The organism is Phycisphaerales bacterium (assembly GCA_016699835.1).
Classification (GTDB): Bacteria; Planctomycetota; Phycisphaerae; order Phycisphaerales; family UBA1924.
The window spans coordinates 1,558,932-1,584,172 of record CP064987.1 but is presented as its reverse complement, the minus strand read 5'-3'; the positions used below and the strand labels follow the sequence as shown (position 1 = coordinate 1,584,172).

General features: G+C 64.1%; 17 protein-coding genes and 1 tRNA gene. 14 read left to right on the top strand and 4 right to left on the bottom strand.

What is annotated here, in order from left to right; genetic code table 11:
• Nucleotides 1-111: 111 nt before the first annotated feature.
• Nucleotides 112-912 carry a metallophosphoesterase family protein gene (locus IPK69_06650; GenBank protein QQS10435.1) on the bottom strand — a complete coding sequence of 267 codons (801 nt, stop codon included), beginning with the start codon at nt 910-912 and terminating at the stop codon, nt 112-114.
• 463 nt (nt 913-1,375) lie between these two features.
• Between IPK69_06650 and IPK69_06645 the strand changes: the two genes are divergently transcribed.
• The 14 genes from IPK69_06645 (at nt 1,376) to IPK69_06580 (ending at nt 19,437) form a co-directional block, all read left to right on the top strand.
• Nucleotides 1,376-1,978, top strand: a complete 603-nt coding sequence (locus IPK69_06645) for an ATP-dependent Clp protease proteolytic subunit (protein ID QQS10294.1) — start codon at nt 1,376-1,378, stop codon at nt 1,976-1,978.
• 59 nt (nt 1,979-2,037) lie between these two features.
• Nucleotides 2,038-2,664 carry an ATP-dependent Clp protease proteolytic subunit gene (locus IPK69_06640; protein ID QQS10293.1) on the top strand — a complete coding sequence of 209 codons (627 nt, stop codon included), beginning with the start codon at nt 2,038-2,040 and terminating at the stop codon, nt 2,662-2,664.
• Between the two features lie 218 nt (nt 2,665-2,882).
• Entirely contained in the window at nt 2,883-3,602 is a 720-nt protein-coding gene (locus tag IPK69_06635; GenBank protein QQS10292.1) for a hypothetical protein, read from the top strand.
• Nucleotides 3,603-3,778: 176 nt separating this feature from the next.
• Nucleotides 3,779-5,218, top strand: a complete 1,440-nt coding sequence (locus IPK69_06630; GenBank protein QQS10291.1) for an MATE family efflux transporter — start codon at nt 3,779-3,781, stop codon at nt 5,216-5,218.
• 107 nt (nt 5,219-5,325) lie between these two features.
• Complete coding sequence (locus tag IPK69_06625; protein ID QQS10290.1) at nt 5,326-6,267, top strand: tetratricopeptide repeat protein; 942 nt, start codon at nt 5,326-5,328, stop codon at nt 6,265-6,267.
• A 269-nt stretch (nt 6,268-6,536) separates the two neighbouring features.
• On the top strand, nt 6,537-7,178 hold the full coding sequence (locus tag IPK69_06620; GenBank protein QQS10289.1) for a hypothetical protein: 642 nt from the start codon (nt 6,537-6,539) through the stop codon (nt 7,176-7,178).
• On the top strand, nt 7,175-7,840 hold the full coding sequence (locus tag IPK69_06615) for a hypothetical protein (protein ID QQS10288.1): 666 nt from the start codon (nt 7,175-7,177) through the stop codon (nt 7,838-7,840). Before IPK69_06620 ends, IPK69_06615 begins: the two co-directional genes overlap by 4 nt.
• Complete coding sequence (locus tag IPK69_06610) at nt 7,837-8,400, top strand: hypothetical protein (GenBank protein ID QQS10287.1); 564 nt, start codon at nt 7,837-7,839, stop codon at nt 8,398-8,400. Before IPK69_06615 ends, IPK69_06610 begins: the two co-directional genes overlap by 4 nt.
• A gap of 106 nt (nt 8,401-8,506) precedes the next feature.
• Nucleotides 8,507-8,578 (top strand) — tRNA-Gly (locus IPK69_06605).
• Between the two features lie 752 nt (nt 8,579-9,330).
• Entirely contained in the window at nt 9,331-11,646 is a 2,316-nt protein-coding gene (locus IPK69_06600; GenBank protein QQS10286.1) for an NAD(P)-binding domain-containing protein, read from the top strand.
• A 191-nt stretch (nt 11,647-11,837) separates the two neighbouring features.
• Complete coding sequence (locus tag IPK69_06595) at nt 11,838-13,697, top strand: hypothetical protein (protein QQS10285.1); 1,860 nt, start codon at nt 11,838-11,840, stop codon at nt 13,695-13,697.
• Nucleotides 13,694-15,421: a hypothetical protein gene (locus IPK69_06590; protein ID QQS10284.1), complete on the top strand. Its 1,728-nt coding sequence runs from the start codon at nt 13,694-13,696 to the stop codon at nt 15,419-15,421. Before IPK69_06595 ends, IPK69_06590 begins: the two co-directional genes overlap by 4 nt.
• Nucleotides 15,422-15,454: 33 nt before the next feature.
• Nucleotides 15,455-18,250, top strand: a complete 2,796-nt coding sequence (locus IPK69_06585) for a hypothetical protein (GenBank protein QQS10283.1) — start codon at nt 15,455-15,457, stop codon at nt 18,248-18,250.
• A gap of 464 nt (nt 18,251-18,714) precedes the next feature.
• The gene (locus IPK69_06580) at nt 18,715-19,437 is read left to right on the top strand and encodes a hypothetical protein (protein QQS10282.1); all 723 of its coding nucleotides are present in this window, start codon (nt 18,715-18,717) and stop codon (nt 19,435-19,437) included.
• A gap of 99 nt (nt 19,438-19,536) precedes the next feature.
• Here the strand turns inward: IPK69_06580 and IPK69_06575 are convergent, their stop codons facing one another.
• The 3 genes from IPK69_06575 to IPK69_06565 all read right to left on the bottom strand — a co-directional run bounded on the left by IPK69_06575 (nt 19,537) and on the right by IPK69_06565 (nt 24,844).
• Complete coding sequence (locus IPK69_06575; protein ID QQS10281.1) at nt 19,537-21,375, bottom strand: CvpA family protein; 1,839 nt, start codon at nt 21,373-21,375, stop codon at nt 19,537-19,539.
• 74 nt (nt 21,376-21,449) lie between these two features.
• Nucleotides 21,450-23,270: a Flp pilus assembly complex ATPase component TadA gene (tadA, locus tag IPK69_06570; protein QQS10280.1), complete on the bottom strand. Its 1,821-nt coding sequence runs from the start codon at nt 23,268-23,270 to the stop codon at nt 21,450-21,452.
• Nucleotides 23,271-23,563: 293 nt separating this feature from the next.
• Entirely contained in the window at nt 23,564-24,844 is a 1,281-nt protein-coding gene (locus tag IPK69_06565; protein ID QQS10279.1) for a hypothetical protein, read from the bottom strand.
• Between the last annotated feature and the right edge of the window lie 397 nt (nt 24,845-25,241).

Sequence of the window (25,241 nt, the reverse complement as noted above, 5' to 3'; positions counted from 1 at the left end):
GCTCGTGGCGTCTCACTCGTTCGTGAGCCGCGGGTGGTGCAGTCGAGTATTCCGGCGTCGGTCTCGGTCAGAACGAACGGTCATGGACTCGTGGCGACCAGAGTCCCTTCTCTACGTCCCTTTCAGCAGCCGATCCGCCAGGCGTTGCGGGAGTTCGGGAATCGAACGGATCTTGCTCGCCGTCGCCTCCACGTCGTACTCGACGCGGACGAACTCGGCGTGCGTTGGGTGAAGAATCACGTAACTGGAGCGGGGGTCGAAATCGCGGGGCTGACCGACCGAGCCGACGTTGATGATCGCCCGCTCGTCCGCCATGAACTTGTACCCGCCCTCGCCGAGTTCATCGGGTGGATAAAAGTCCGGCTCGTCGGTGAAGACGCCGGGGACGTGCGTGTGCCCCACAACGCAGATCCTGGGCACTCGCTCGAAGATCCCCTCCATCTTGTCCGGGTTGTTGATCGGATCATCGGGGAAGATGTACTCGTTGATCGGGCGCCGCGGCGAGCCATGGACCGCCAGCAGCGACCACTCCTCCCCCGACTCGCTTGCATTCCCGGTCCCCGCGACCGATTCGACCACGCGCACGCGCAAGCGGTTCAGGAAGTCGTACCGGCGCGCCCGCTTCTCGGCGTCGGGCTCGATCTCGAACTGCTCACGCGTCCAGAACGCGGACGATTCCGCGTCAATATTGAAGTTCGTCGGCTCGTAGAGCACGCCATAGTCATGGTTGCCCATGAGCGCCCACGCGCACCGCTCCTGCACGAGATCGACGCACTCCAGGGGGTCTGGCCCATAGCCGACGGTGTCCCCCAGGCAGATGATGCGATCGCACCCACGCCGCTCGATGTCCGCGAGCACCGCCCGCAGCGCGACGACGTTTCCGTGGATGTCGCTGATCACCGCCGTCGCCACTGCCGCCTCACGCCCTTTCGTTCGACCACCAACGACCTTCAAGCCGCTCCGCCCATCGATCGGACGGGTGCCAAAGGGATGATGCTAGCGACCACGCCTCGTGCCGTCCCTCGTCTTTACCCTCGCTGTTGCACTCGCCGCCTGCCAACTCGGCAGGCCCTTCCCGATCCGCCATGTCGTCGGCGGCAAGTACGCGTGTTGTCTCGTGAGGCGAGAGGCCCTGGCCAACCTCATTCACGGCACGGATGTTGTTGGGATTCCACCATCTCGGCCTTCTGCTCAACCCCGGGCGGCACCTGGCCGATGTTCTAGGGCCTGGAACCTCCCCGAGCGACATTGCCCGAGGAGTACCATGCCGCGAGACGATGCCAGACCTTGGTGCGTCTCGATGATCGGTCACTGGACGGGTCGAGAGGCGGCGGATCGCCCCTCGAACGCGCCCACCAGCCCCACGGAGAGACGCATGGCGTCAGCATCGGTGTCCTACCAACGAACCCGCGAGATGACGATCGACGAGCTCTTGCTCGAGAATCGCGTCGTCTTCCTCATTGGCGAGATCAATCACGCCTCTGCCGCACGACTCATGATGCAGATGCTGTATCTCGAGAACCAGAAGCGAGGGCAGGAGATCAACTTCTACATCAACTCGCCGGGCGGGGCCGTCGACGACACCCTCGCCGTCTATGACACCATGCGGTTCCTCTCCTCCCCAGTCTCCACCTACTGCCTTGGGCGGGCCTATTCCGGCGCGGCCCTGCTCCTGACCGCCGGCACCAAGGGCAAGCGGTACATGCTCCCTCACGCCAAGGTCATGATCCACCAGCCCTACGGCGGCGTCACCGGCCAGGCCGAGGACATCCGCATCCAGGCCGAGCAGATCATCAAGGCCAAGGCCGAACTCACACGCATCATCGCCAGCCACACTGGACAGCCCGTCGAGACCGTCCAGCGCGACAGCGAGCGCGACAAGTACTTCTCCGCCGAGGAGGCCGTCAGGTATGGCCTTGCCGACGAGGTGCTCACCGAGCCTCCGAAGTCCGCCTCGTCCATCCCCGGCGTCCGCTGAGTCGAATCACGAACACTCGCGAGGGGATGCAGAACCCCCGCGTTCGAAAGAAGGTTGACATGTCCGGCTATCTGGTTCCCATCGTTATCGAGAAGACCGCTCGCGGCGAACGCGCGTACGACATCTACTCGCGCCTGCTCAAGGACCGCATCATCTTCCTCGGCGGGCCTGTCGAGGACAACGCCGCCAACCTCATCGTCGCCCAGCTCCTCTTCCTCGCCAACGAGGATCCCAAGGCCGACATCCACTTCTATATCAACAGCCCCGGCGGCTCCGTCACGGCCGGACTGGGCATTCTCGACACGATGCGCTTCGTCCAGTGCGACGTCTGCACCTACGTGATCGGCCAGGCCGCCAGCATGGGCAGCGTCCTCGCCTGCGCCGGGGCCAAGGGCAAGCGATTCGCCCTCACCAACGCCCGGAATCTGATGCACCAGCCCCTCATCGGCGGCGTGCTCGAGGGCCAGGCGACCGACATCGAGATCGAGGCCCGCGAGATGCTCCGCCTCCGCGACCGCCTCTACTCCATCTATTCCGACGCCACCGGTCAGACCATCGATCGAATCACCAAGGACTGCGATCGCAATAAGTGGCTCGACGAGAAGGAAATGCTCGAATACGGCCTCATCGACAAGGTCCTCACCCGCATGCCGACTCCCATCGCCAAGCGCGAGAAGGACGAATAAATCGGCATCGCGCCCGGTCATTGTGCCGGCATGTTCATGAACTTACCCCAGGGGGCAGGCAGCACGCCTGCCCCTTTCTCGTTTCGTGAACTCGGCGTGCGACCCATGGCAGGCACCATGTTGCGCCCGCTCGCCAGATCCGTGCAAGAATCCAATCGGTCGAACCCAGTCTGCGCAAGTTTGACAGACGATTCGCGCCGAGTCGATTGGAGGGACGCATGCGCCGCATACACCCAACGCCGAACTTCTCACGAGTGGCCGCAACGCTCGGCCTGCTTGCGCTCGCCGCCGCCCTTCCCGCGTGCCGCATCAAGGGGAGTTCCACGCCTGCCGCCGAGAACGATCGCCTCCGCCGCGAGCGTCTCGAACTCAACGCGAGGATCGAGTCGCTCGAGAACCAGGTCGCCGAGCAGAATGCCAAGATCGGCGAACTCACCCGCCAGGGCCAGTCGCCACTTCCTGAGGACGTCCTCGCTGCGCTCCCGCGGTGCGCCAAGGTTGAGATCGATTCGTTCTCCGGCTTCACGCCGGCGCAGCGGACCATCCCCGCGACGGGCGCGACGGTCCTCGTCAACCCTGTTGATGGCCGCGGCCGCTTTGTCCAGGTTGCCGGCACCTTGCTCGTCGAGGCCTTTGTCATCCCACTCGGCTCCAGCGCCGACTCGGACAACACCATCCGCGCTTCCACGACACTCGGCCCCGCGCAGATCCGCGACGCCTACCGATCTGGCCTTGGTTCCACAGGCTATGAGATCGATCTCACTTTCGACACGCCGATCGATCCCATTGCCCGCGCCGGTTCGACGCTGCTCGTTCGGGTCGAGTTCCTCGATGCGATGACTGGCGAGGTGCACAAGGCTCAACGTCTCATCGATCATGCCACGCCGCAGCGAGCGACCAGCGCGGCTACCATGCCCCACGTGAACGCCATGCGCTGACCCAGGCACATCCATCGCTCCATTCGGATTGAGGCCCACCGACACCAGTCGGCCGCGCGTCCCGCGCCACGACTTTGGTTGTGGACGCCACGCCGCGTCCTGTGTCGGTCGATCGGGTCTCCAGTTGCCCAACTCAGCCTTCACGCCGATTCGATCTCAACCGCCGGAACCACGTCATGTCAGAATCGCACGATTCAGCGACACCCATCCCCCAGCCCGGGTTCATGCCCGCGGCCCGTGATCTCATCCGTCTCGCGATCCCCACCGTCGCGACGATGACCTCGTTCACGCTTATGCAGTTCGTCGATCGTCTCATGGTCTCGCGTATCGGGCCGGACCCGGTGTATGTTGGCGCGCAGGGCAATGGCGGGCTCGCGTCGTGGATGCCCATCTCGTTCATGATGGGCCTCATCACCGTCATCAACTCGTTCGTCTCCCAGAATCTCGGCGCGGGCAAGCCCGAGCGCGGGGCGGCGTACGCGTGGCACGCGATCTACCTGGCGATCCTCGGCTGGCTTGCGCTCATTCCCTACGCCCTCGCGCTCCCCACGCTCTTCTCGCTCCTTGGACACGAGGGCGAACGCCTCGCGATGGAGTCGTCGTACGCGCGCATCCTCGTCCTCGGCTCGTGCATCACTCTCAGCGCTCGTGCGATCTCACACTACTTCTATGGAATGCACAAGCCGACGATCGTCATGGTGGCCACCATCCTCGGCAACCTCACCAACATCGCGCTCAACTGGGTGCTAATCTATGGCCACCTCGGCGCGCCCGCGCTCGGTGTCACCGGGGCCGCGATCGCCACAGTCTGTGGGACCGCCGTCGAGTTCCTCATCCCCTTCGCCCTCTTCCTCTCGCCCAGACTCAACGCCAGGTTCCACACGCGCCGCGCGTGTCGCGTCGACCTCGCTGTGATTCGCGACATTTTTCGCGTTGGATGGCCGGGCGGCCTGATGTTCGTGAACGAGATGTTCTGCTGGTCCATCTTCATGATCGTGCTCGTCGGGGAGTTCGGGGAGGTGCATAGCACCGCCGGGTGGATCGCCCATCAGTACATGTCGATGTCCTTCATGCCCGCCGTCGGCATGAACGTCGCGATCACCGCGAGTGTCGGGAAGTGCATGGGCATGGGCCGCCCGGACCTCGCGGCGACGCGCACCTGGGTCGCCATCGCGATCGCCATGGTCTATATGGTCGCGTGTGGACTTGTCTTCGTTCTCTTTCGCCACGATCTCGCGGGGTTCCTCGTGAGCAAGGAGTCTGCGCCCGAGGTCAAGGCCGAGGTCGTCTCCCTTGCCGGCAAGTTCCTGATTGCCGCGGCGACGTTCCAACTCTTCGACGCCATCGCCATGACCGTGAGCGGTGCTCTCCGCGGCGCGGGTGACACCCACTGGCCGGGGATTGTCACCGTGGTGCTCGCGTGGACAATCATCGTCGGCGGGGGCGTGGCTGCAGTCACGTTCTTGCCGGATTGGAAGTCGGTAGGGCCGTGGGCGGCCGCCTCGGCGTACATCATCATCCTCAGCCTCGCCTTATTGGCCAGATTCCTGGGTGGGAAGTGGCGAACGCTCACACTTGTTCGGGAAATGGCTGGTTCAGACCCCTCTGCGCCTTGAGTCACGTCCCACGATTTCCTAGACTCCCCGCCGCGCTCCGACCGACCGCACTCCGCGTCCCCGGCCGTCGCGCACATCCATCCCACGACAGAACTTGGAGCGAACGAATGACGGGCAACGACCCACTCGATACCGTGATCGGCCTTTCCGAGCAGGTGAAGCGCGACACCCATGCCGCCAGCCAGCACCTCGCCACCGCGCGCGATCTCGAGACCAAGGGCAACCGCGAGGGCGCCGTCGCCGCTCTTCGCAAGGCTCTTGCCTCCGACCCGGAGAGCCAGGACGTGCTCTTCCGCCTCGCGTACGCGCTCGACATGCTCGGCGAAGAGGACGAGGCGATCGCGCTCTATGAGCGTTGTGTCTCGATCCCGCCGGCGCGCGTGAATGCGCTCATCAACCTCGCCGTCATGCACGAGGATCGCGGCGAGTACGCGACGGCCGAGCGGTATCTGCGTCAGGTCCTCGAGACGAACCCTAATCACGCTCGCGCGAACCTCTTCATGAAGGACATCCTCGCCGCACGCGACATGATCGTTGAGGAAGAGGCCGACCGCGACATCTTCAAGCGAAAGGCGATGCTCGACACGCCCGTGACGGACTTCGAGCTCTCCGTTCGTGCGCGCACGTGCCTCAAGAAGATGAACATCCGAACGCTGGGTGATCTCCTCCGCATCACCGAGGCGGAACTCATGGGCTACAAGAACTTCGGCGAGACGAGCCTCGTCGAGATCAAGAAGATGCTCACCGTCAAGGGTCTGCGCCTGGGCCAGGGCCTCGAGGACGCCCACCGTCTCGCCCGCCGGGCGCTCATGGACCAGTACCGCGGGACCGGGCAGGAGGCCCACCTCGGGCGCCCCGTGACGGACCTGAATCTCTCCGTCCGCGCTCGAAAGGCCCTCCAACTCCTGGGTATCCAGACCCTCGGCGACCTCGCCAGCCACACCGAGGCCGAACTCATGGGCGTCAAGAACTTCGGCGCGACCTCCCTCAAGGAAGTCATCGAACGCCTCACCGAGATGGGCCTCGCTCTCCGTCCAGTCGATGAATGATCGCCTAGTGGCCCGCCTCTCCAGAGGCGGGTTTCTACTTTCATCAACGGACACATGGAACCGCAAGGCCCGGAAACAATCCGGGCCTTTTTCATGGCCTCGAACACCACATCACCTCATTCTCGGCCCACTTCAACCGCTCGTTCGCGGCCTGTTCGTGACAACTGTCACACGCGTGTAAGCCCGCTCTCGCGAATCGGAACCCTTTGCCGATCTCAACGGTCAGAGTCTCTGTCGGGCACGCCCGGCAGATGAAAGGACCGATCGCGATGCCCAGTGATTCTCGCCGACTCTCGCTCGATCAGTTGAGTGTCGCCGCGCCATGTCCCGCCCGCTGGGATGACATGGAAGGCACCGAGACGAAGCGGTTCTGTGCCGAGTGTGGATTGCATGTCCACAACGTCTCCGCCATGACTGCCGACGAGGCCGCTGCATTTCTGGCTGCGGCAGTCGAGGGAAAATCTCACGGCGAGCGTGTCTGTGTGCGTCTGTTCAAGCGCGCCGACGGGACCGTCATCACCCGCAACTGCCCGATTGGTCTTGCCGCGATCCGCCATCGCGCGTGGGCCAATGGACGCCGAGTCGCCGCCGCGATCATCGTCGGCATCACAGGTCTTTTCGTTGCCGATCGAGCGCACGCCGATGGGAAGTTGAGAGCCCAGACTCGCTGGCCGGCGATGATCTCCTGTCGAGCCCTCAAGCCATTCTCCTGGATCTCCGCCAAACTCGGCAAGACCACCATTCCACAACCCGGGCTGCCCATGATGGGTGACATCGCTTTCGTCCCTCCACCCACCGACGTGGCCGCCCACGCCCGCGATCTTGCAGGAATTCCGCAACCGCCCCAGGCTCCACAGCCCGCTCCAACATCATCGGGCTCTTCGTGTGCCACAACGGAGGTTGATCAATGACGACTTCAATCGCTCGTGCAACCGCCGAGGCGTCGGCGTCCCCGGCCCCACGCCGATTCTCACTCGACCAACTCCAGATCACTGCTCCCTGTCCCGCGCAGTGGGACGACATGCAGGGCACCGAGACCAGGCGCCTCTGCGCCGACTGCAATCTCCACGTCCACAATCCCACGCGGATGTCCGAAGTTGAACTCGACGCCTTCCTCACCGAGGTTAGTGCGAAACTCCATGCGGGTGAGCGTGTCTGCGCCCGCCTCTACCGAAGGGCCGATGGAACGGTGCTTGAGCAGAACTGTCCACGTGGGCTCGCCGCCCTTCGCCAACGAACCTGGGCGGGTGTGCGCCGAGTCGCCGCCGTCGTCGCCCTCGCGATCACGGGAGTCTTCGTGGGAAATCGGGCGATCGCCGACGCGAAGATCCAATCGCAGGGCGGTTGGATGGGTGGCTGGATGGGCGCCCGAGTCTGCCGTGGGCTCTTGCCGTTTTCTTGGATTTCAACGCGCCTTGGCAAACCCGTCGTTCAGCCGGCACAGGTTCTTCTCGGGGGCGTGATCTGTCCGATCGATCCACCCGGCGATGAACAGGACCACGAGAAAGACCTTCTTGAAATCCCGCATGCTCCAACGCAGCCCGAGCATGCCGACCCGGAGGAGCGCTCATGATCCCCTTCGTCCTCGCCATCGCCCTCGTCGAGCTCGGCGCGTGGTTCTTTGGCACCTATTACGGCGCCGTCAATGATCCCTATGTCAGCGCCAGCGAATGGCGGGCGTTCTTTCTTCCCGTCGTGGCGCTCCCCACGGTGAGCGCCTGGATCGCCGCGGAAATTGCCGTGCTCTTCCGCCGTACCTCCCTCTTTGTGCGTCGAGAGGGGCGACACCAGAGCACGTGGCTCGCACGCCTCACCACACGCTTCGCATTGGGACTGCTCGCGGGTGGTCTCATCCTCGTCGTGGAGGGCGTCGCGCTCGCCATCAACGCCGAGACGATCAGCGACCTCTGGATCATGGGCCTCTGCCCCTTCCTCGTCGTCGGACTTGGCGTCGCGTTCTTGCCCCGATACACACCCGCCAAAGGCTGTCCGACGTGCGGCTATGACTGGCGAGGCCTCGACCGATGCCCCGAGTGCGGTACCGTTCACGCCAACGCGTCCAAATCGACGGCAGTCCCTTGCGGAAACGCCGCGAGCATCGGAACGGGATCACCACAACACCTCCCAGTGTGAGCGAAACAAGCCGCCGTCGCGACACGCGCGACTCCTCCCGTTCGGCCCTGTTCGCCGGTCCGCGTGAGCCATCGCCGGAGCGTCATCGTCCCTACCATTTCACACTGCGGGCGTAGCTCAGTGGTAGAGCGTCAGCCTTCCAAGCTGAACGTCGGGGGTTCGAATCCCCTCGCCCGCTTTCTCGAGATTGAACTCGACGGGTTCGAGTTCTCTCGGCCATGCCACGATCCGATCGTCGTGGCTCCTTTCTGACACATCCGGCTCGACGTGCGATTGTGAGTTGTGGAGTTCGAACTTCATTATCCTCTGCGACGTCATCGGCGAGTTATCTCTGTCTGAGCGTGGTTGCCGCCATCGTGGGCAACGCGAGACCGTGCTTGGGTGAACCCGTTCGGTGTGCACGATGAGTTGCCTGATGGCGACACTGGAATCCACACAAGGCGCTCGAACTTGTGAGAACCTCTACATCATTCAGAGCCATGCGAGGACTGACGGATTCCGCGCTCATCCGCGCTCATCCGCGCTCGTCCACGCACGTCCAGCAACGAGCGATCCAAATGGATGAATCTGCCGGGGAAACCCCATGCGACGCATGCCGACGCCGGGGCGAGTGATGACCGTGTTGATTTTTTCGTTGCACGTTGGCGCGCCAGTCCGCATAATCCTGCGATCACGTGGAACTTCGGCCGATGAATCTCCCGCACGGAGAGTTCTCGGCCGAACGACATCGCGACGGACGCGACGGCACCAATCCGGCTTGGCGACATGCTCGTCAGGCCACCCACGCATGGTCTGCACACGCAGGCAAAGACACGACGCGAAGGAGCGCAAAGCCATCAACCCCTATCCAGTGCCATCGCCCCATCCCCATCCATTCGGGGAGCAGGCCCGCGCTGAAACCCCGAGCGGCGGTCGCGCCGACACCACACCATGACCTTCCTTGCCACGAGTCTCCTCTCCGGCACGCTCGCGATCGTCCCCGTCGCGGCGCTCGGCATCGCCATCACTCTGCTTCTGCGCCGACGCTTCGAACTCAAACGCTTCGAGCAGAGCCACCGTGCCCGTTCCGAGGCGATCCAGAAGGGAAGCCACAAAGCACGGCTCCTCCACCCCGACATCGACCTCACCAAGTGCATCGGCTGTGGCACGTGCGTCAAAGCTTGCCCGGAGGACGGCGTACTCGACCTCCTCCACGGTCAGGCTGTCATCGTTCACGGCGCACGCTGTGTCGGGCACGGGCGTTGCGCCGACGTCTGTCCCACGGGCGCCATCGCGCTCACCTTCGGTGATCTCACGGATCGATCTGACCTTCCCGCGATCGACGAGAACTTTGAGGCTGTCGGTGTTCCCGGGCTCTTTCTCGCCGGTGAACTCACCGGATTCTCTCTCGTCCGCACCGCCACGTCGCACGGTGCGACGGTTGCCAATGCCGTCGCTCAGAGGCTCGAGGACTCGCTTCCTTTGAACGAACCCGACGTGGTCGATCTCCTCATCGTCGGCGTCGGGCCCGCCGGTCTCGCCTGCGCCCTCCGCGCCAAGGAACTGGGCATCAACTACCTCGTCATCGAGCAGGCCGACAAGATCGGCGGCACGGTCGCGGCGTATCCACGCAAGAAGATGGTCATGACCCAGCCCATCCGCCTTCCCCTCCACGGCACGCTCGCCAAGTTAGAGTACATGAAGGAAGACCTCGTCGAACTCTGGAACAGCCTCATCGGGAAGCACGAGGTTCCCACACGCACCGGCGTCCGCCTCATCGATGTGATCCGGGGCGACGACGGCGTCTTCACCGCCAAAACCAGCGATGGGCCCATCCGCGCGCGCAACGTCTGCCTCTCCCTCGGACGTCGCGGGACACCCAAGAAACTCGGCATCAAGGGCGAGGACCTCCCCAAGGTCGCCTACAGCCTCCTCGACGCCGAGTCGTACAACTACAAGAACATCCTCGTTGTCGGCGGCGGCGACAGTGCCGCCGAGGCAGCGGTCGGGCTCTCCGAGCAGGAGGGCAATACCGTCACCCTCGTCAACCGCGCCCCCGACTGGACGCGCGTGAAGGCCAAAAACGAGGCGCGCATCAACAAGGCCGTCCAGTCCGGGCGACTCAACGTCCTCATGGAGGCCAACACCCAACTCATTGAGCCCGAGTCCGTCGTTGTCCACCGCACCCTCGGCGACCGCATTGAAGAGGTGAAACTCCTCAACGACGACGTCTTCATCCTCATCGGCGGCGACCCGCCATTCGATCTCCTCAAGCGCGCCGGGGTCTCCTTCGACCCCAAGATGCGCCCCGAGACCGCCCCGGTCGCCGACAACACCACGCCCCTGCTCTGGGCCACAGGCCTTCTTCTTTTCCTCGCGATCGCCATGGTCCTTTGGGGCGCCTACCACCTCAACTACTACACCGCCACGCTTGCCGAACGCACACTCAAGGACGTTCATTCCATTCTCCGTCCTTCGGGCAAAGTCGGCGTCTCCCTCGGCATCATGGCCGTGCTCCTCTTCGCGTGGAACCTCACCTATCTCGCGCGACGCTCTTCCAAGGTTGGTCGATTCCTCCCCGGCTCGCTCCGGTTCTGGATGGGCTCGCACGTCTTCACCGGTTTCGCGAGTTTCTTCTTCGTCATGGTCCACGCTGGATTCATCTACCGCTTGACGGTCGGCGGCTTTGCCATGCTCTCGCTCGGGGTTGTTCTCACGGCGGGGCTCGTTGGGCGATACTTCTACTCCATCGTGCCCCACGCCGCCAACGGGCGCGAGATGCGCCTCGATGAGGTCCGCGCCCGCCTCACCAACCTCGCTTCGACGTGGGAGAAATCCAGCCGGGGCCTGGGTGACTCCGTCCGCGCGCGCGTGGACGCCCTGGTCGCCCAGGATCGCTGGCGCCCCACCCTCGTGGGACGAGCGTGGCAGATGCTCGTCTCCCACTTCCGGATCCGGCGTGCCTTGCGCGAACTCCGCCACGACCCGGCCTTCGAGGATGTCCCCGAGAGCGAGCGCGTCGAACTCCTTGACCTTGCCCGGCGGTCCTTCCGTCTTTCTCTCCAGATCGCCCACTATGAGGAGATCCGCGCCGTCCTTGGCACCTGGCGCTACGTGCACGGCTGGCTCGCCCTGCTCATGGTGCTCTTCGTCGTCGCCCATGTCATTACGGCGATCCGCTACGCGAGTCTCGACCTCCCCGTGCCCCAGTCCTGGATCCAGCCCGAGTCCACGTCGCGCTCGGCCAACGTGGAGGAGACGCCCTGAAACACAAGGCCGTCTCCATCTCGATCGCCTCGTTCACGCTCCTCGCCGTCGGTGCCGTCGCGTGGTGGGGCTTCCAGCAGCGCACCAGCCCCGGCCCGCTCCACCCCTCTCACGCGAGCGTCAAGGCGCTGCAGGGCAACCGCGGCTGCAACGCGTGCCACGGCAGCGGCGCCATCATCGCCAACGCCTCCATGGACACCGCGTGTCTCGTCTGTCACGAACCGATCGAGAAGCAGATCATCACACGCTCCGGGATCCACGGCTCACTCCAGAAGCCCCTCGACCGCGCCTGTGCCGTCTGCCATCACGAACATCTGGGCGGCAATGTCGCCCTCGTCTCTGATGCGGCGTTCCGTGAGGTGGGCGTTGTCGATCGCGAGATCTATGACCACTCGCACGTCGGCGGCCTTTCCCTCCAAGGCGCCCACGACCGTCTCGAGTGCACGAAGTGCCACGCTAATGCCAAGACCGAGTTCCTGCGGGAAGGCCAGAAGCGATTCCTCGGCCTGGATCAAACCTGCACCACTTGCCATGACGACGTTCACAAGGGCGAACTCGGGCCTAACTGTGCCGAGTGCCACGGGCAATTGGAGCCGTTCAAGAAAGCGCCGCTCTTTGCCCACCCCGAGACTTTCCCGCTCAACGATGGGCATTCGGGACTTCTGTGCAGCCAGTGTCACTTCGAGCCCAAGGTCTATACGGGTCTCACCACGATCTGCGCCGACTGCCACATGGGCGACTTCGACAAGACGACCAACCCGCCCCACGCCCTTGCCGGCCTCTCGACTACCTGTGTCGATTGCCACAACACTGTCACATGGGACACAACCACGTACACCCACGCGGCGACCTTCCCCCTCGTCGGCGCGCACGACGCGCTCCGGTGTGCCGAGTGCCACACCGAAGGTCCGAAGCAGGATCGCACCGTCGCGTTCAACACGTCCCATTCCTGCGTGGCCTGCCACGAGTCTCCGCACCCCGCGTCCATGCTCGACGCCGTTGCTGCATTGACGCCCGGATTGGATACGTGCCAGGTCTGCCACGAGGCCGGCGACCGCTCGTGGTCGCGATCCATCTCGCGTCTTTCCCCCGAGCTGCACAACACCACGGGCTTCTCCCTCGCCAAGCCGCACGACACCCAGGCCTGCGTCGAGTGCCATGTTGGCATTGACGAGACCCGAGCCGAGAAGCCGCCGCGCCCGACGTGGAGTGTCACGTTCCAGAAGCGGGCACAGAACGATTGCGAGGCCTGCCACAAAGATCCGCACGACTCACAGTTTGCTGCCGCTCCCTACGAAAACCGCTGCGTCACCTGCCACGCGATGGACGCCTTCTTTCCATGTCACTTTGACCTCTCGATGCACGAGAAGACCAGATTCCCGCTCGATGGCTCGCACCGTGCCGTCGCCTGCGCCGCGTGTCACAAGGTCGAGAACGACATCCGCAGGTTCAAAGAAGTGACCATGGTCTGCGCAGACTGCCACGAGGATGTCCACAAGGGCAAGTTCGATGCTGAGGGGCTTCCGGTCACCATCGCGGGCAAGACCGGCTGCGCTCGATGCCACACCACGATGGACTTCCACGACATCACATGGACCGTCGACCAGCACAAGATCTGGACCGGCGAGGCCCTTACGGGCAAGCACGCCCAGGCCGCCTGCAACGACTGCCACCGCCGCGACCCCGCGCCGCGAGGTTCGCTCGCCGCATTCAAGCCCGCTTCCAAAGCCTGCTCAGATTGCCACGACGACATCCACGCCGGCCAGTTCGCCGTTGAGCGCGTCACCGACTGCGCCAAGTGCCACCAGAGCACCGACACCTTCAAGACCCTTGTCTTCGACCACCAGCGCGACTCACGCTTCGCTCTCGACGCCGACCACGCGAAACTCGACTGCATCGCCTGCCACAAGCCCGTCGAGTTCTCGGGTCGATCCATCGTCCGATACAAGCCTCTGGGCGTCGAGTGTGCCGACTGTCACGGCACGCAGTTCGACCCCAACTCGCCACGACGACGTCGCGAACCGAATCGTCCCATAGGAGGCAACCCATGACCCCCACTCGAGCCACCGCGTGGTCCGTGGCGGGAGTCCTTGTGTGCACCGCCGGCCTTGCCCTCGCGCAGGACCAGCCCGCCACCGCTCCACCCACACCCGCAACCACCGAGCAGCCAGGCCCGCAACCCGAGTCGCAAACGCAGCCCGAAACCAGGCGTCTCGACGTCACCGTGACTTCCGTTTCCGGCTCCAGTGTCTACATCGACTCGGGCCGAAGTGCCGGCATCGCCATCGGCTCGCGCATCGTCTTCATTCTCAGCACCGGCGAGCGCATCGAGACCACGATTGCTGCCGTTACCTCCAACAGCGCCCGCGCCGAACTCCCCGAGGGTGCAACGCCTCCCGCGATCAACGACCATGCCGAAGTCCTAGTAGACGTGGTTCCGGAATCCGCGCCCACTGACACGACCAAGCCAGCAGCGCCAGAGCATCCCCCCTGGCAACGTCAGGAAGGCCCGCGCACCGCCGACACACCTCTGCTCGCTCCAGCCTTTTCCACGCCGCCGAAGGATCGCCCCACCACGATTCGCGGGCGATTCTTTACTATCGCGAGGATTACCAACGACCTCGAGAACGACCAGAACTACACCTACTTCCGCGCCGGCGCCTTCGTCGAGATCAACAACCCGCTCAAGGATGGCGGACGACTCCTCTTCGAGGGCGACGCCGACCTCCGCTCACGCGGCTCCATCGGTGACGACGGCACCGATCTCAACGCCCGCCTCCAACGCCTCAGTTATGCCTGGGGCACCGATCAGCACGCGCCGTACCGAGCCGAAGTCGGCCGCTATTACTCCACGTCGCTCCCCGAGCTCGGACTCATCGACGGTGGTGAAGCAGCTATTCGGTTCCAGAACGGTCTCAGCGTCGGCGCGGGTGCCGGGCTTTACCCGATCGCCGTCAAAGACAGCCTCTCCACCGACGATTACGGCTTGCATCTCTTCGCCGATTACGTTACAGATGCTCCCAATGGATACGTCCAGGGCACCGTCGGTTTCCAGCAGACCTGGCACAAGGGTGAACTCGACCGATCTCTGCTCATACTTCGGGGTGGCGCGAGGCCGCTCGCCGATCTCAACATCTTCGCCTCTGCCCTCATCGACTTCTACACCGGCGAGGACACGATCAAGTCCGGCCTTGACCTCACCCAGTTCGTCACACAAGCCTCCTACACCATCAACCCCAAGACCGGCGCCACGGCCTCTTTCACCCACACCTCCTGGCCCGAACTCAAGCGGGAGGAATACGCCCTGCTCCCCACGGACCTCATCGATAATGGACACGTCGAGCGACTCTCCGCCTCCATCTGGCGCAAGGTTACCAAAGAGTTCCGCGTCACCGCCCGCGCCAACTACTGGATGGACCAGGACCGCGACGGCAACGGCGCCGAACTCAGCGCCGACTGGGCGCCACAGGGCGCGAACAACACCTCCCTCTATGGTGCCGTCTACTACGACTCATCCTCATTCACCACAGGCGTTGGCGCGCGACTCCAGGCACGTCGCGATGTCGGGTCCGTCCGTGTCTTCGCCGGCTACGAGGTCTTCTCGTACTCCACCGACACACTCACCGGAGGGTCTTCCGACTACCTCCGCCACACACTCCGCGCCGACGTCAACTGGTCGCGCGGCAAGTGGTACTTCGACGTGGACGCCGCGTACAACTTCGGCGACCAGGAACAATCTATTGAACTCGGCGCCTATGTCCAGTACAGGTTCTAGAGGGATCGAGATTGCCATGCGGAGCATGCGCTCATGAAACGAACCCACAAGATCCTCCTTGTCGTCCTGGTCGTCGCCTACATCGCGGCGTGCCAGACGCTCGTCCCGCGCAAAGGCTGGAACAAGAGTTACGGCCCCGTCGTCCCCCACGACACCTTCCCCGCAGACTGCTCCCTCTGCCACGAGGGCGGAACCTGGAACAAGATCAAGGACGATTTCCAGTTCGATCACGAGCGAGAGACTGGCGTCCCACTCAACGGCGCCCACGCGAGCGCCCAGTGCCTTCTCTGCCACAACGATCGCGGGCCTGTGCAGCAGTTCTCCGCACAGGGTTGCGCCGGCTGCCACCAGGATGTCCACCGCGGACGCCTCGGGGCTACCTGCACCGACTGCCATAACGAGACCACCTGGCGACCCAAGGACGCGATCGCCCAGCACAACCGCACGCGCTTCCCCCTCGTCGGCGCCCACGCCTCGATCGATTGCACGCGCTGCCACCCCGGCGCCGCCACCGGCAACTTCGAGCAGCCCAGCGTCGCCTGTGAGGCTTGCCATGCCGGCGACGCCACACGCTCCACGACGCTTGACCACCTCGCGCAAGGCATCACCGATCGCTGTGACCGCTGTCACACACCCGTCGCCTGGCTCCCCGCGGGCTTTGATCATCCGCAGACCTTCCCGCTGACCCTCGGCCACGCGGGTATCTCGTGCTCGACCTGTCACACCACGCCGGGCACCTTCACGGGCCTCTCCACCGACTGCGCTTCCTGCCACCAATCGGACTTCCAGGCGACCACCGATCCCAACCACCAGTCCGCCAACTTCTCGACTAGTTGCCTCCAGTGCCACACCACGCTTCGCTGGCAGGGGGCCACATTCAATCACACCGCCTCCTTCCCGCTCACGCTGGGGCACGCGAACCGTCGCTGCTCCGAATGCCACACCACCCCGGGCAACTATGCCGGCCAGTCTCCTGTGTGCTCGGCCTGCCATCTCGACAACTACCAGGCGACCTCCAACCCCAATCACACCACTGCCGGGTTCAGCACCAACTGCACCGACTGCCACAACACGCTCCAGTGGCAGGGTGCGAACTTCACCCATCCCTCGACCTTCCCGCTCACTCTCGGGCACGCCAACGTCTCGTGCACCGCGTGCCACACAACGCCGGGCGTGTACACCGGGCTCTCCACCACGTGCTCGGCCTGCCACCTTGATAACTTCCAGGCCACGACCAACCCCAACCACCAGACGAGCGGCTTCAGCACCAACTGCACCGAATGCCACACCACCCTCCGCTGGCAGGGCGCCAGTTTCCAGCACCCCTCTACGTTCCCCCTCACCAACGCCCACGCGAGCGTCGCGTGCTCCGCGTGCCACACCACCCCGGGCGTCTATACAGGCCTCTCCACCGCCTGCTCGAGTTGCCACCTGTCCGATTTCCAGTCCACGACCAATCCCAACCACCAGGCCGCCAACATCAGCACGAACTGCACCCAGTGCCACAGCACCATCCGTTGGACGGGGGCTGTCTTCCCCCACACGCCCTCGTTCCCGCTGACCAATGGGCACGCCGGCCACTCCTGCACCGCCTGCCACACCACGCCGGGCGTCTACACAGGCCAGTCCGCGGCGTGCTCGTCCTGCCACCTCGACGACTACCAGCGCGTCACCAACCCCAACCACGTCACCAGCGGCTTCAGCACCAACTGCACCGATTGCCACAACACCATCCAGTGGCAGGGCGCCAACTTCCAGCACCCATCCTCCTTCCCCCTCACCCTCGGGCACGCCGGCGTCGCCTGCGTCCGGTGCCACACCACGCCGGGTGTCTACACCGGGAACTCCACGGCCTGCGCCTCGTGCCACACGACCGACTATCAACAGACCACCAACCCGTACCACCAGGCCGCGGGCATCAGCACCAACTGCGTCCAGTGCCACAACACCGCCCAGTGGCAGGGTGCCACCTTCAACCACACCAGCGCCTTCCCCCTCACCAACGCCCACGCCAATCGCCAATGCACCGACTGCCACCGCACGCCGGGCGTCTACACCGGCCTCTCGCGAGACTGCGTCTCCTGCCACCTCCCCGCCTTCCAGTCCACCACCAATCCCAACCACGTGTCGGCCGGGTTCAGCACCAACTGCACCCAGTGCCATACCACCATCCGATGGACCGGGGCCGTCTTCAACCACCCAGCCTCATTCCCGCTCACCCAGGGACACGCGAATCGCGCCTGCTCGGCCTGCCACACGACGCCCAATGTCTACACCGGGCTCTCCACCCAGTGCTCCTTCTGCCACCTCGACGACTACCAGGGCGTTACCAACCCCAACCACGTGTCGGCCGGGTTCAGCACCAACTGCACCCAGTGCCACACCACTCTCCGATGGACCGGTGCCGTCTTCAACCATCCGGCGTCATTCCCCTTGACCCAGGCCCACGCCAACCGCTCCTGCTCCGAGTGCCACACCACCCCCAACGTCTACACCGGCCTTTCCACCCAGTGCTCCTTCTGCCACCTCAACGACTACCAGGCGACCACCAACCCCAACCACGCCCAACTCGGCTACCCCACCAACTGCACCACGTGCCACACGCCAACACTCTGGGCCAACGCCACCTTCAACCACCCCAGCGTCAATCGCAACCCGGGCGGACATCGAAACCTCCGCTGCGTCGATTGCCACACCGTTCCGGCGGCGACCCCAGCGTACTCATGCACTCATTGCCACGAGCACAACCAAACTTCTATGGCCAACGAGCACCGCAACCGCCAAGGCTACCAATGGGTCAGCTCCGCCTGCTACAACTGCCATTACTAGTCTTTCGTGCGATGTGCAACGTTCGGTCCGCTACATAAATCCATGTTGGCCGGTTGGTGCGAGAGATTCGATGCCCAAATGGTGTCCAGGAGCGAGAAGTGCGACGCGCCACAGGTCGCGGCGGGCGTTTCGGTAGACGTCGATTCGCGTTCCTGGAGTTCGGTGATTGTGCCGCCAGTTTGTTTGACGATCGGGTAAGGCCCGCACATTCCCGGGGCTCACCGGCGGATCAAACTCCGCATCGAAGCGCTCCGTCGCCAGGAGAGTTGCCGAGTTGCCGTCGATCTATCCAGCACGCCCTTGTGCGCGTGCAGTCGTGGGCAACCCCACCCACTCGATTCCGTGTCGAACTCACCACCAGTCCCCAACGCCTGTCCGGGGACTAACCTGTCACAGTCACAGGAACTCTCAGCGCCGCGATACCCCCGCGTTCTGTATCGGCCAACCACCAGGAAGGACCGCCCATGACCAGGACAAACCCCTCTCTCCGCCTCTATGACGAGGATGCCGAGCACCTCATGCTCTCGGATCAGGCCAGCGAGCGCGTCACGCTCCTGCCCATGGGCGAGTCCCGCGTCGAGCGCCCCGAGGACGTCGGCGAGCGCATCCGCATCCTCTGGGGCCAGGAGATGCTCCGCGACCTCCTCGACGGTCGTTACCGCACCATGATCTGTGGCGTCAACGACCAGGACAACAGCCGGGGCATCGTCTCGCAACTCTGCGACCTCGTCTCCGCAAGCCAATGGACCGCCGCCTCGGTCACGAGTTACGCCCGCATGTTCCAGGGCTCTGTCGCCACTGTCGCGGGTGGCGACAAGGAGCCCTACATCCTGAAGTTCGACCTCGACAGCCTGCTGATCCTGGGCATCCTCCGTCCCAGGGGCCGTGACCACTTCACCCTCCACGACCTCTCCCGGGGCTTCAAGACCATCGCCAAGATGCTCCGCGATCGTCGCGAGCGTTCTCCGGTTGCCTCCGTCTCCTTCCTCAACGCCCGGGCGAATCGACTCGAGGGCGCCGACGCGAAGGAGCCGAGTTTCGAGAGCGTCCTGCGGACCATGTTCGACGCCGGGTTCCGGGGCGATGTCTTCGCTCCGCCCGCGATGTGGCGATACGGGCATATCGGTGTCTATCCCAGTTATCCCTTCCCCGAAGGCCTCGAGCGCATGCGCGGCGGCAGCAGCTAACCCGCCATCGAATCCTTCAATGAAAACACGCGGCATTCTCACCGCGTGTGTTCATGGACTCCAACATTCATTTTGCGCAGACGCCGAGTCGCGACGAACTCAGTTCGCCCCCTGCGGCTGGTTCAGCAGGATCGGTGGCTTGAACTCCGCCAGCGTCTCTCCACCGATGCCCAGCGTCTTCAGGTTCACGCCCCGGCTCACCCGGAAGATCAGCATCAACTTGTCGTTCGGACGGCTCTTGCTCAGTCCGGGCAACTCTCGAAGCGACATGATGGGCCGCCCGGGGTCGTAACTCACCGTCTTGCTCCCGTCGGCGCTGTTCTCGTAGACGTATCCCACCGGCTCATACGTCGTCCCGTTCGAGTCCACGAGGTTCACGGGCTTGCTGTCGTCTTCGATCAGGTTCGGCCGAGAGATATACGACATCTGCTTTCCAAGGCTCACGTCGATCTGCACGATGATCGTGTCGTTCGTCACGCTCAGCCGCTGGACCTGCAGCGACCGCTCCAGCGGGATGTTCGACAGTTCCTCGCGAGAGAACGCCTGCATCCCGCGCGAGATGATGTTCTTCTTCTGCTCGTCTTCTATTGTGAGCCCGCGCACCGTCGTCAGGTGCAGCGTGAACGGCAACCGATCCGAAATCCGTAGCCCCGTCGTGTCGTCGAACTTGGTCGGATCGAACCGGACCGACACAGGACCTTCGGCCACTTCGCCCGGAGTTTTCCCGCCGTACTTGTTCTCTGCCACCTCGAGATTCGCACCCGCGAGGTTCGCCAGTGAGCCGTCGGCCACGGCGTTGTCCCGCTCCGCGGTCGTCGCATACTGGGCCGCCGGCACCGCGAGCCTTCCCTCATTCGCCATCACGCGAACGTTCTTCACATACAGGGCCACCGGCGTAAAGCCTGGCGGGACGGCAAACTCCACGCCGAATCCCGAATGCGATGAGCCGCCCACCGACGCGAAGTACACATCGGGAGCGTCAAACCGGAATCGACGAAGCGTCAGCTTTGCCGCCTCTGCCTGCATCACCGCCGCGATCGGGAAGAACGTCCACGACGTCCCCTCCGAGTCCGTGCACACCAGGCGCACCTGGGCATTCCCAAAGACAACCTGTCCGTTCGACTCCTTCGATCCGGCATTGAACTTGATCGCGAACCCCTGGATCGTTGAGCCGTTGGGGTACGACCCGCCCTCGGGAGTCGTCGCTTTCTGCGCTGCCCCCGCGCCCCATCGGTCGGCGAGCAACTGGTCGATCGGGAGATTGCGTCCCTCGCCGACGGTGTAGCGCGCCATGACCTCAAAGTCGTCTGGATGCAGCGTGTTCTTGGCCTTCCCATCGCCGAACGTGGTTCGCAGCGACGTCGGGACGATGTCCAGATCCGGATACAGCCGCTCGAGCGAGGTGTCCTCGTCGTTCACGAGTGATTGCGTCGAGAAGTACGCGTAGGTCCTAGCCGTGATCTTGTCGACGGGGAAGATCAGCGGGCTGGACCGCTCCACGCTCCCGCTCCCCGTGTACTCGATCGGGCGATACCCCCAGAACTCCGTGTCCAACCGTGTGAATTGGATGGAGATCACGATGATGCCCGCGGTGATGATCCCCGAGACCGCGCCGCACAACCCGCCGCCGACCATGTCGATGGCGCGGACCGTCGTCGCGTTGGAGCGGATGACCGCGTTGGTGATGAGCCGAAGGATCGCCAGCGTCGCGGCGAACGGCAGCGCCAACCCGAGCGCCCACGCGGTATCCCTGAGCACCTGGCTCCCGTCCTTGGCGAAGTCGAGCAGGAAGTACGAGATCGGCTCCCACGAGGCGAACGCCACGGCACCGGCGATCAGCGTGCACACCATGTGGATCATCGACGACAGAAATCCCCGTGCCGCCCACACACCCAGCACCAGCACGCACAGCCCGATCGCCAGAAGACTCATGATCATCGCAAGCACTCCATCCAACCAGTCTCACACACGCAACCCAACACCACCGGAACCAACCGACGAACCCACCGGCCTCAACTCGCCGCGCCCGCCGGGGCGCTCGGCGCCCGCTGGGGCGAAGGACTTCCCTCGCCCATCACTCGCATCAACTCTTCCACGCTCGTCACGCCATCCACGGCCTTCTTGAGCGCGGCCTGCTGGATCATGATCGTGTTCCGCTTGCGCAACTCCGTCCGGAGTGATCCCATGTCCCCAGCCTTGATGAGGGCGCGATCCTCGGCGGTGAGCCGCATGATCTCGAAGACGCCTTCCTGACCGTGATAGCCCGACCCGCCGCACATCGGGCAGATCTCGGGCTTGTTCTTGATCAGGACCTGCCCGCCCTTCTTGAAGAGTTGTTTCACGCGATCACCGGGCAGACCCAACTTCTTCAGCATCTCCGGCGACGGGGGATATGGCACGCGGCAGTTCGTGCACAACTTCCGCACCAGCCGCTGCGCCACGACGCCTCGCAGACATTTGCTCCCCTGGTCCAGATCTCCCACAGCCTTCACCCACCCCGCGACCGCGACCAGCGCGTTGTCCGCCCGCAGGGAGACATACGTCCGAGTCCGCTCCACGTCGGCCTTGGCGATCTCCTTCGCCGTGCTCGCGTCGGGGAGTTCCGCGACACCCACCACGTCCGGGTCGCGGCGCAGCACCGATCGCACGAACGTCGAGAACTCGGGACCATCGGGCACGACCTCGAAGATGTTCTGCTTCACGCCCTCGATGGTGTCCTGGGGCTCGATCTCCACGGTCTGGATGTTCCGTGTGTACGCGTCGTGCATCTTCACGACCGAGTAGAACGTCGTCGTTCGACCGCCATCGAGTGGGGCCGCCAGCAGCACGACGCCCTCTTCCTCGCCCGTGATCGCCTTCAACTCCTCCATCTGGGGCTCGAGGAGGCCCAGCGCGGCCGGTTTGCGGCGAACCTGGGCCTCGGGCTCGATGAGCATCGTGCACTTGACGCCCGCCTGTGAACCGATCGTCACCACGCGGAGTTTCTTCTTGCTTCCCTCCTGCTCCACCATGGTGTCACCCGACTGGCGCTTGCGTCGCTCGGCGACGTCCAGGCCCGCCGCGTGCTTCCAGAAATCGATCACCCGCATCGCATTCGCGGGCGGCATCGTGTCCCCCTGCGTCCGCACGCCGTCGGTCATGTACGACGCGGCATACATCGCCTGTCCACCCACACCACCCGCGACGGGCGCGATCTCGATCTGCGTCGCCCGCTGACGGACTGCCGAGATATAGAGCGCCTCGGATGCGGTCCGCAACTCGAACTCGGGCGAGTCCACCATCGGGACCGCGATCAACTGCTTGTCGGGCGTGCGGAGCACGAGTTCCGCCTTCCCCTGCTTCTTGTCGGCCGCCTTCTGTGCCCGTGCCTCGCGATACTTCGAGAAATCCAGCGTGAGGTGGTGCTCCTCGGGGACGCGGTCGTCCTTGTTCACCACCATCGTGAACACCGTGACGTCGATCGCCAGCAGCACGATCATCGCGCCAAGTCCCGCCCAGATCGCTCCCTCGCCCGCGATCGGCATCGCGAACGCCATGAGGACCGCGATCAGCCCGACGCACAAGTGCACGAGATTCCAGTTCTCCTTCGCCAGGTGGAATCGTGAGCAGTGCTTGTCAAAGACCTTTGTCACCAGCCACAGCCACGGCAGCAAAGGCAGCAACACCAGAAACGGCTTCCACGCCGAAACCAGCATCACCCCGTTCCCCAGCGTCGAAACCGACAACGCCTGTCCCAGCATGTTCGTCAACATCACGATGCGCACCGCCTGCTTGTATGAGCCATCTCGATCCGAGCCGAACGCCACGCCGACACCGCCGGCCGGGCCTCCCATCGCTCGAACAACAATCACACAATCAAAGACCAAACGTCAATCCAAGCCCGCGACACCGCCGCGTCGCCCGAACCAACGGACCCAAAGGATACCAGCAAGCCCACCCTCCTGCTCGCCCTGGCATCCGCATTCCCAACCATGGTCATACGGCCGGACTCCACCCTGGGGTGCGGCACTTTCCCTCGCCTCGCGCCACCAGAACTCAAAAAAAGAACCGGCCGATCCCGAAGGACCGGCCGGTGTGAGATTCGTGCCTCAGGCAAGGAGCCATTCAGGCCCCCGCCGGAGGGGATTTAGTAGATGAACGAAGCCTGGAGGCGGAGGACGACTTCGCCCGACGACGGATCGCCGAGGATACCCGTCTGGGTGCCGCCCGCGAGGAAGGTGTCAAGGTTGCCGCCGCCGTCATCGAAGCCGGTCTCGTTGAGCGAGAAGACGATGTCGGCCGTGAAGCGTGCCGCGTGGCTCTCTTGGGAGAGGTAGTAGTTCGCACCAGCGGTGATGAACATGAGGTTGTCGTCCTGCGTCGAGCCGTCGGGCAGGTCGAGGAAGATCGCGTCGAAGCGGCCGAAGAGTTCGACCTGGTTGTTGATGAACATGCCGCCCTGGAGGACCAGGCCGAAGTTCGTCACCGAGTCGGCGCCATCGACGTCTTCGGTATTGCCGACGATCGCTCCGTAGGCGTTCCAGCCCTGGCCCTGGAGGGCCGTGTCGATCGTGAACATGAAGTTCGTGACTTCCGTTCCCGAGGGGTTGGTGCTGCCGAAGGATTCATAGATGAGGGCCGCGCCCGCGACACCGGCGAGGTCGGTCGGAGCCGACAGCCAGCTGGTGAACTGCTCGAAGCGGTTCCAGTCGGTCCCGGCGAACATGTAGTCGAAGCGGGCGTTGAAGGCCCAGTCCGCTTCACCGGCGCTGTTGTACGCCGTGTTGCCGCTCAGGGTGCCATCGCTGAATCCGCCCTGGAGGCGCCACTGATCCTGGGCATACATGAACTGGATGCCCTGGCTGTAGCCCTGGGTGAAGAAATAGTTGGTCTCGGAGCGATCGACCGCCAGCTGACGCTCGAGGTCGATGTTCTCCTCGCGGAGGAAGGGGAGCTTGAACTGACCGAACTTCCAGCTCAGCCCGTTCTCCATGTCGTACACGCCGTACGCGTCTTCGAGGACGAACGTGCCGTCGTTGGTGAAGAGGGTCTGGATGCGGTAGTGCATGTTGCTGGCGTACACATTGCCGTGGGCCCAGGCGCGGACCGCGCCGAAGTCGAAGCCCATCGTCGTGCCGTTGTCGGCGCCGACCGGCGGATCATCCGAGCGGAGGCCAAGGCGGTAGCGGAACTGAGCGGTCCCGCCGAGGGCGAGGGTGTTGTCGCCGGACCCATCCGTCAGGATGTGCTCGCCATTGGCGTACGTCGCGCCACCATCGAGCAGGCTGCTCGAACGGGCCTGGGCGTCGGCCTGCAACTCCGCGCCGTACTGGCGGTTCAGGTCGAGGCTGGCATTCTGACCCGCGAGTGCCGCGCTGAACGAAAGCGCAAGCCCCGAGGCCAACGAAATGAAACGGGTCGGACTCATCTGATCACTCCTGTGCACAAGGTTTCGAAACCAATCCAAACCAGGATCGACCGCCCCTGGACGGCGGTAGACGTCTTCTCACGCACGCGGAACACCCGTGTGCGATTCGGCTCCATCCCTGGAAAAACCACAATGTCCCAAGAAAGTCATCATTCGCGATTCGGACACATCCACCACCGACGCGACCGAGCCGGGCCTTGGGCACGATGCCCACGCCCATTCCCAATTCCACCGAGAAGGTACCCACGAGGCGAACGACGCCCGAGAACCCACTCTCGATGTCGAACCACGCACCAGCAATCCTGCCGCCACGCGTGGATCTTCCCCCGCGACGAGGATTTCCTCCTTCGCTGGGGTCACGATCGTACCCCGCGACGTGAGCAAACACAAACCGGCG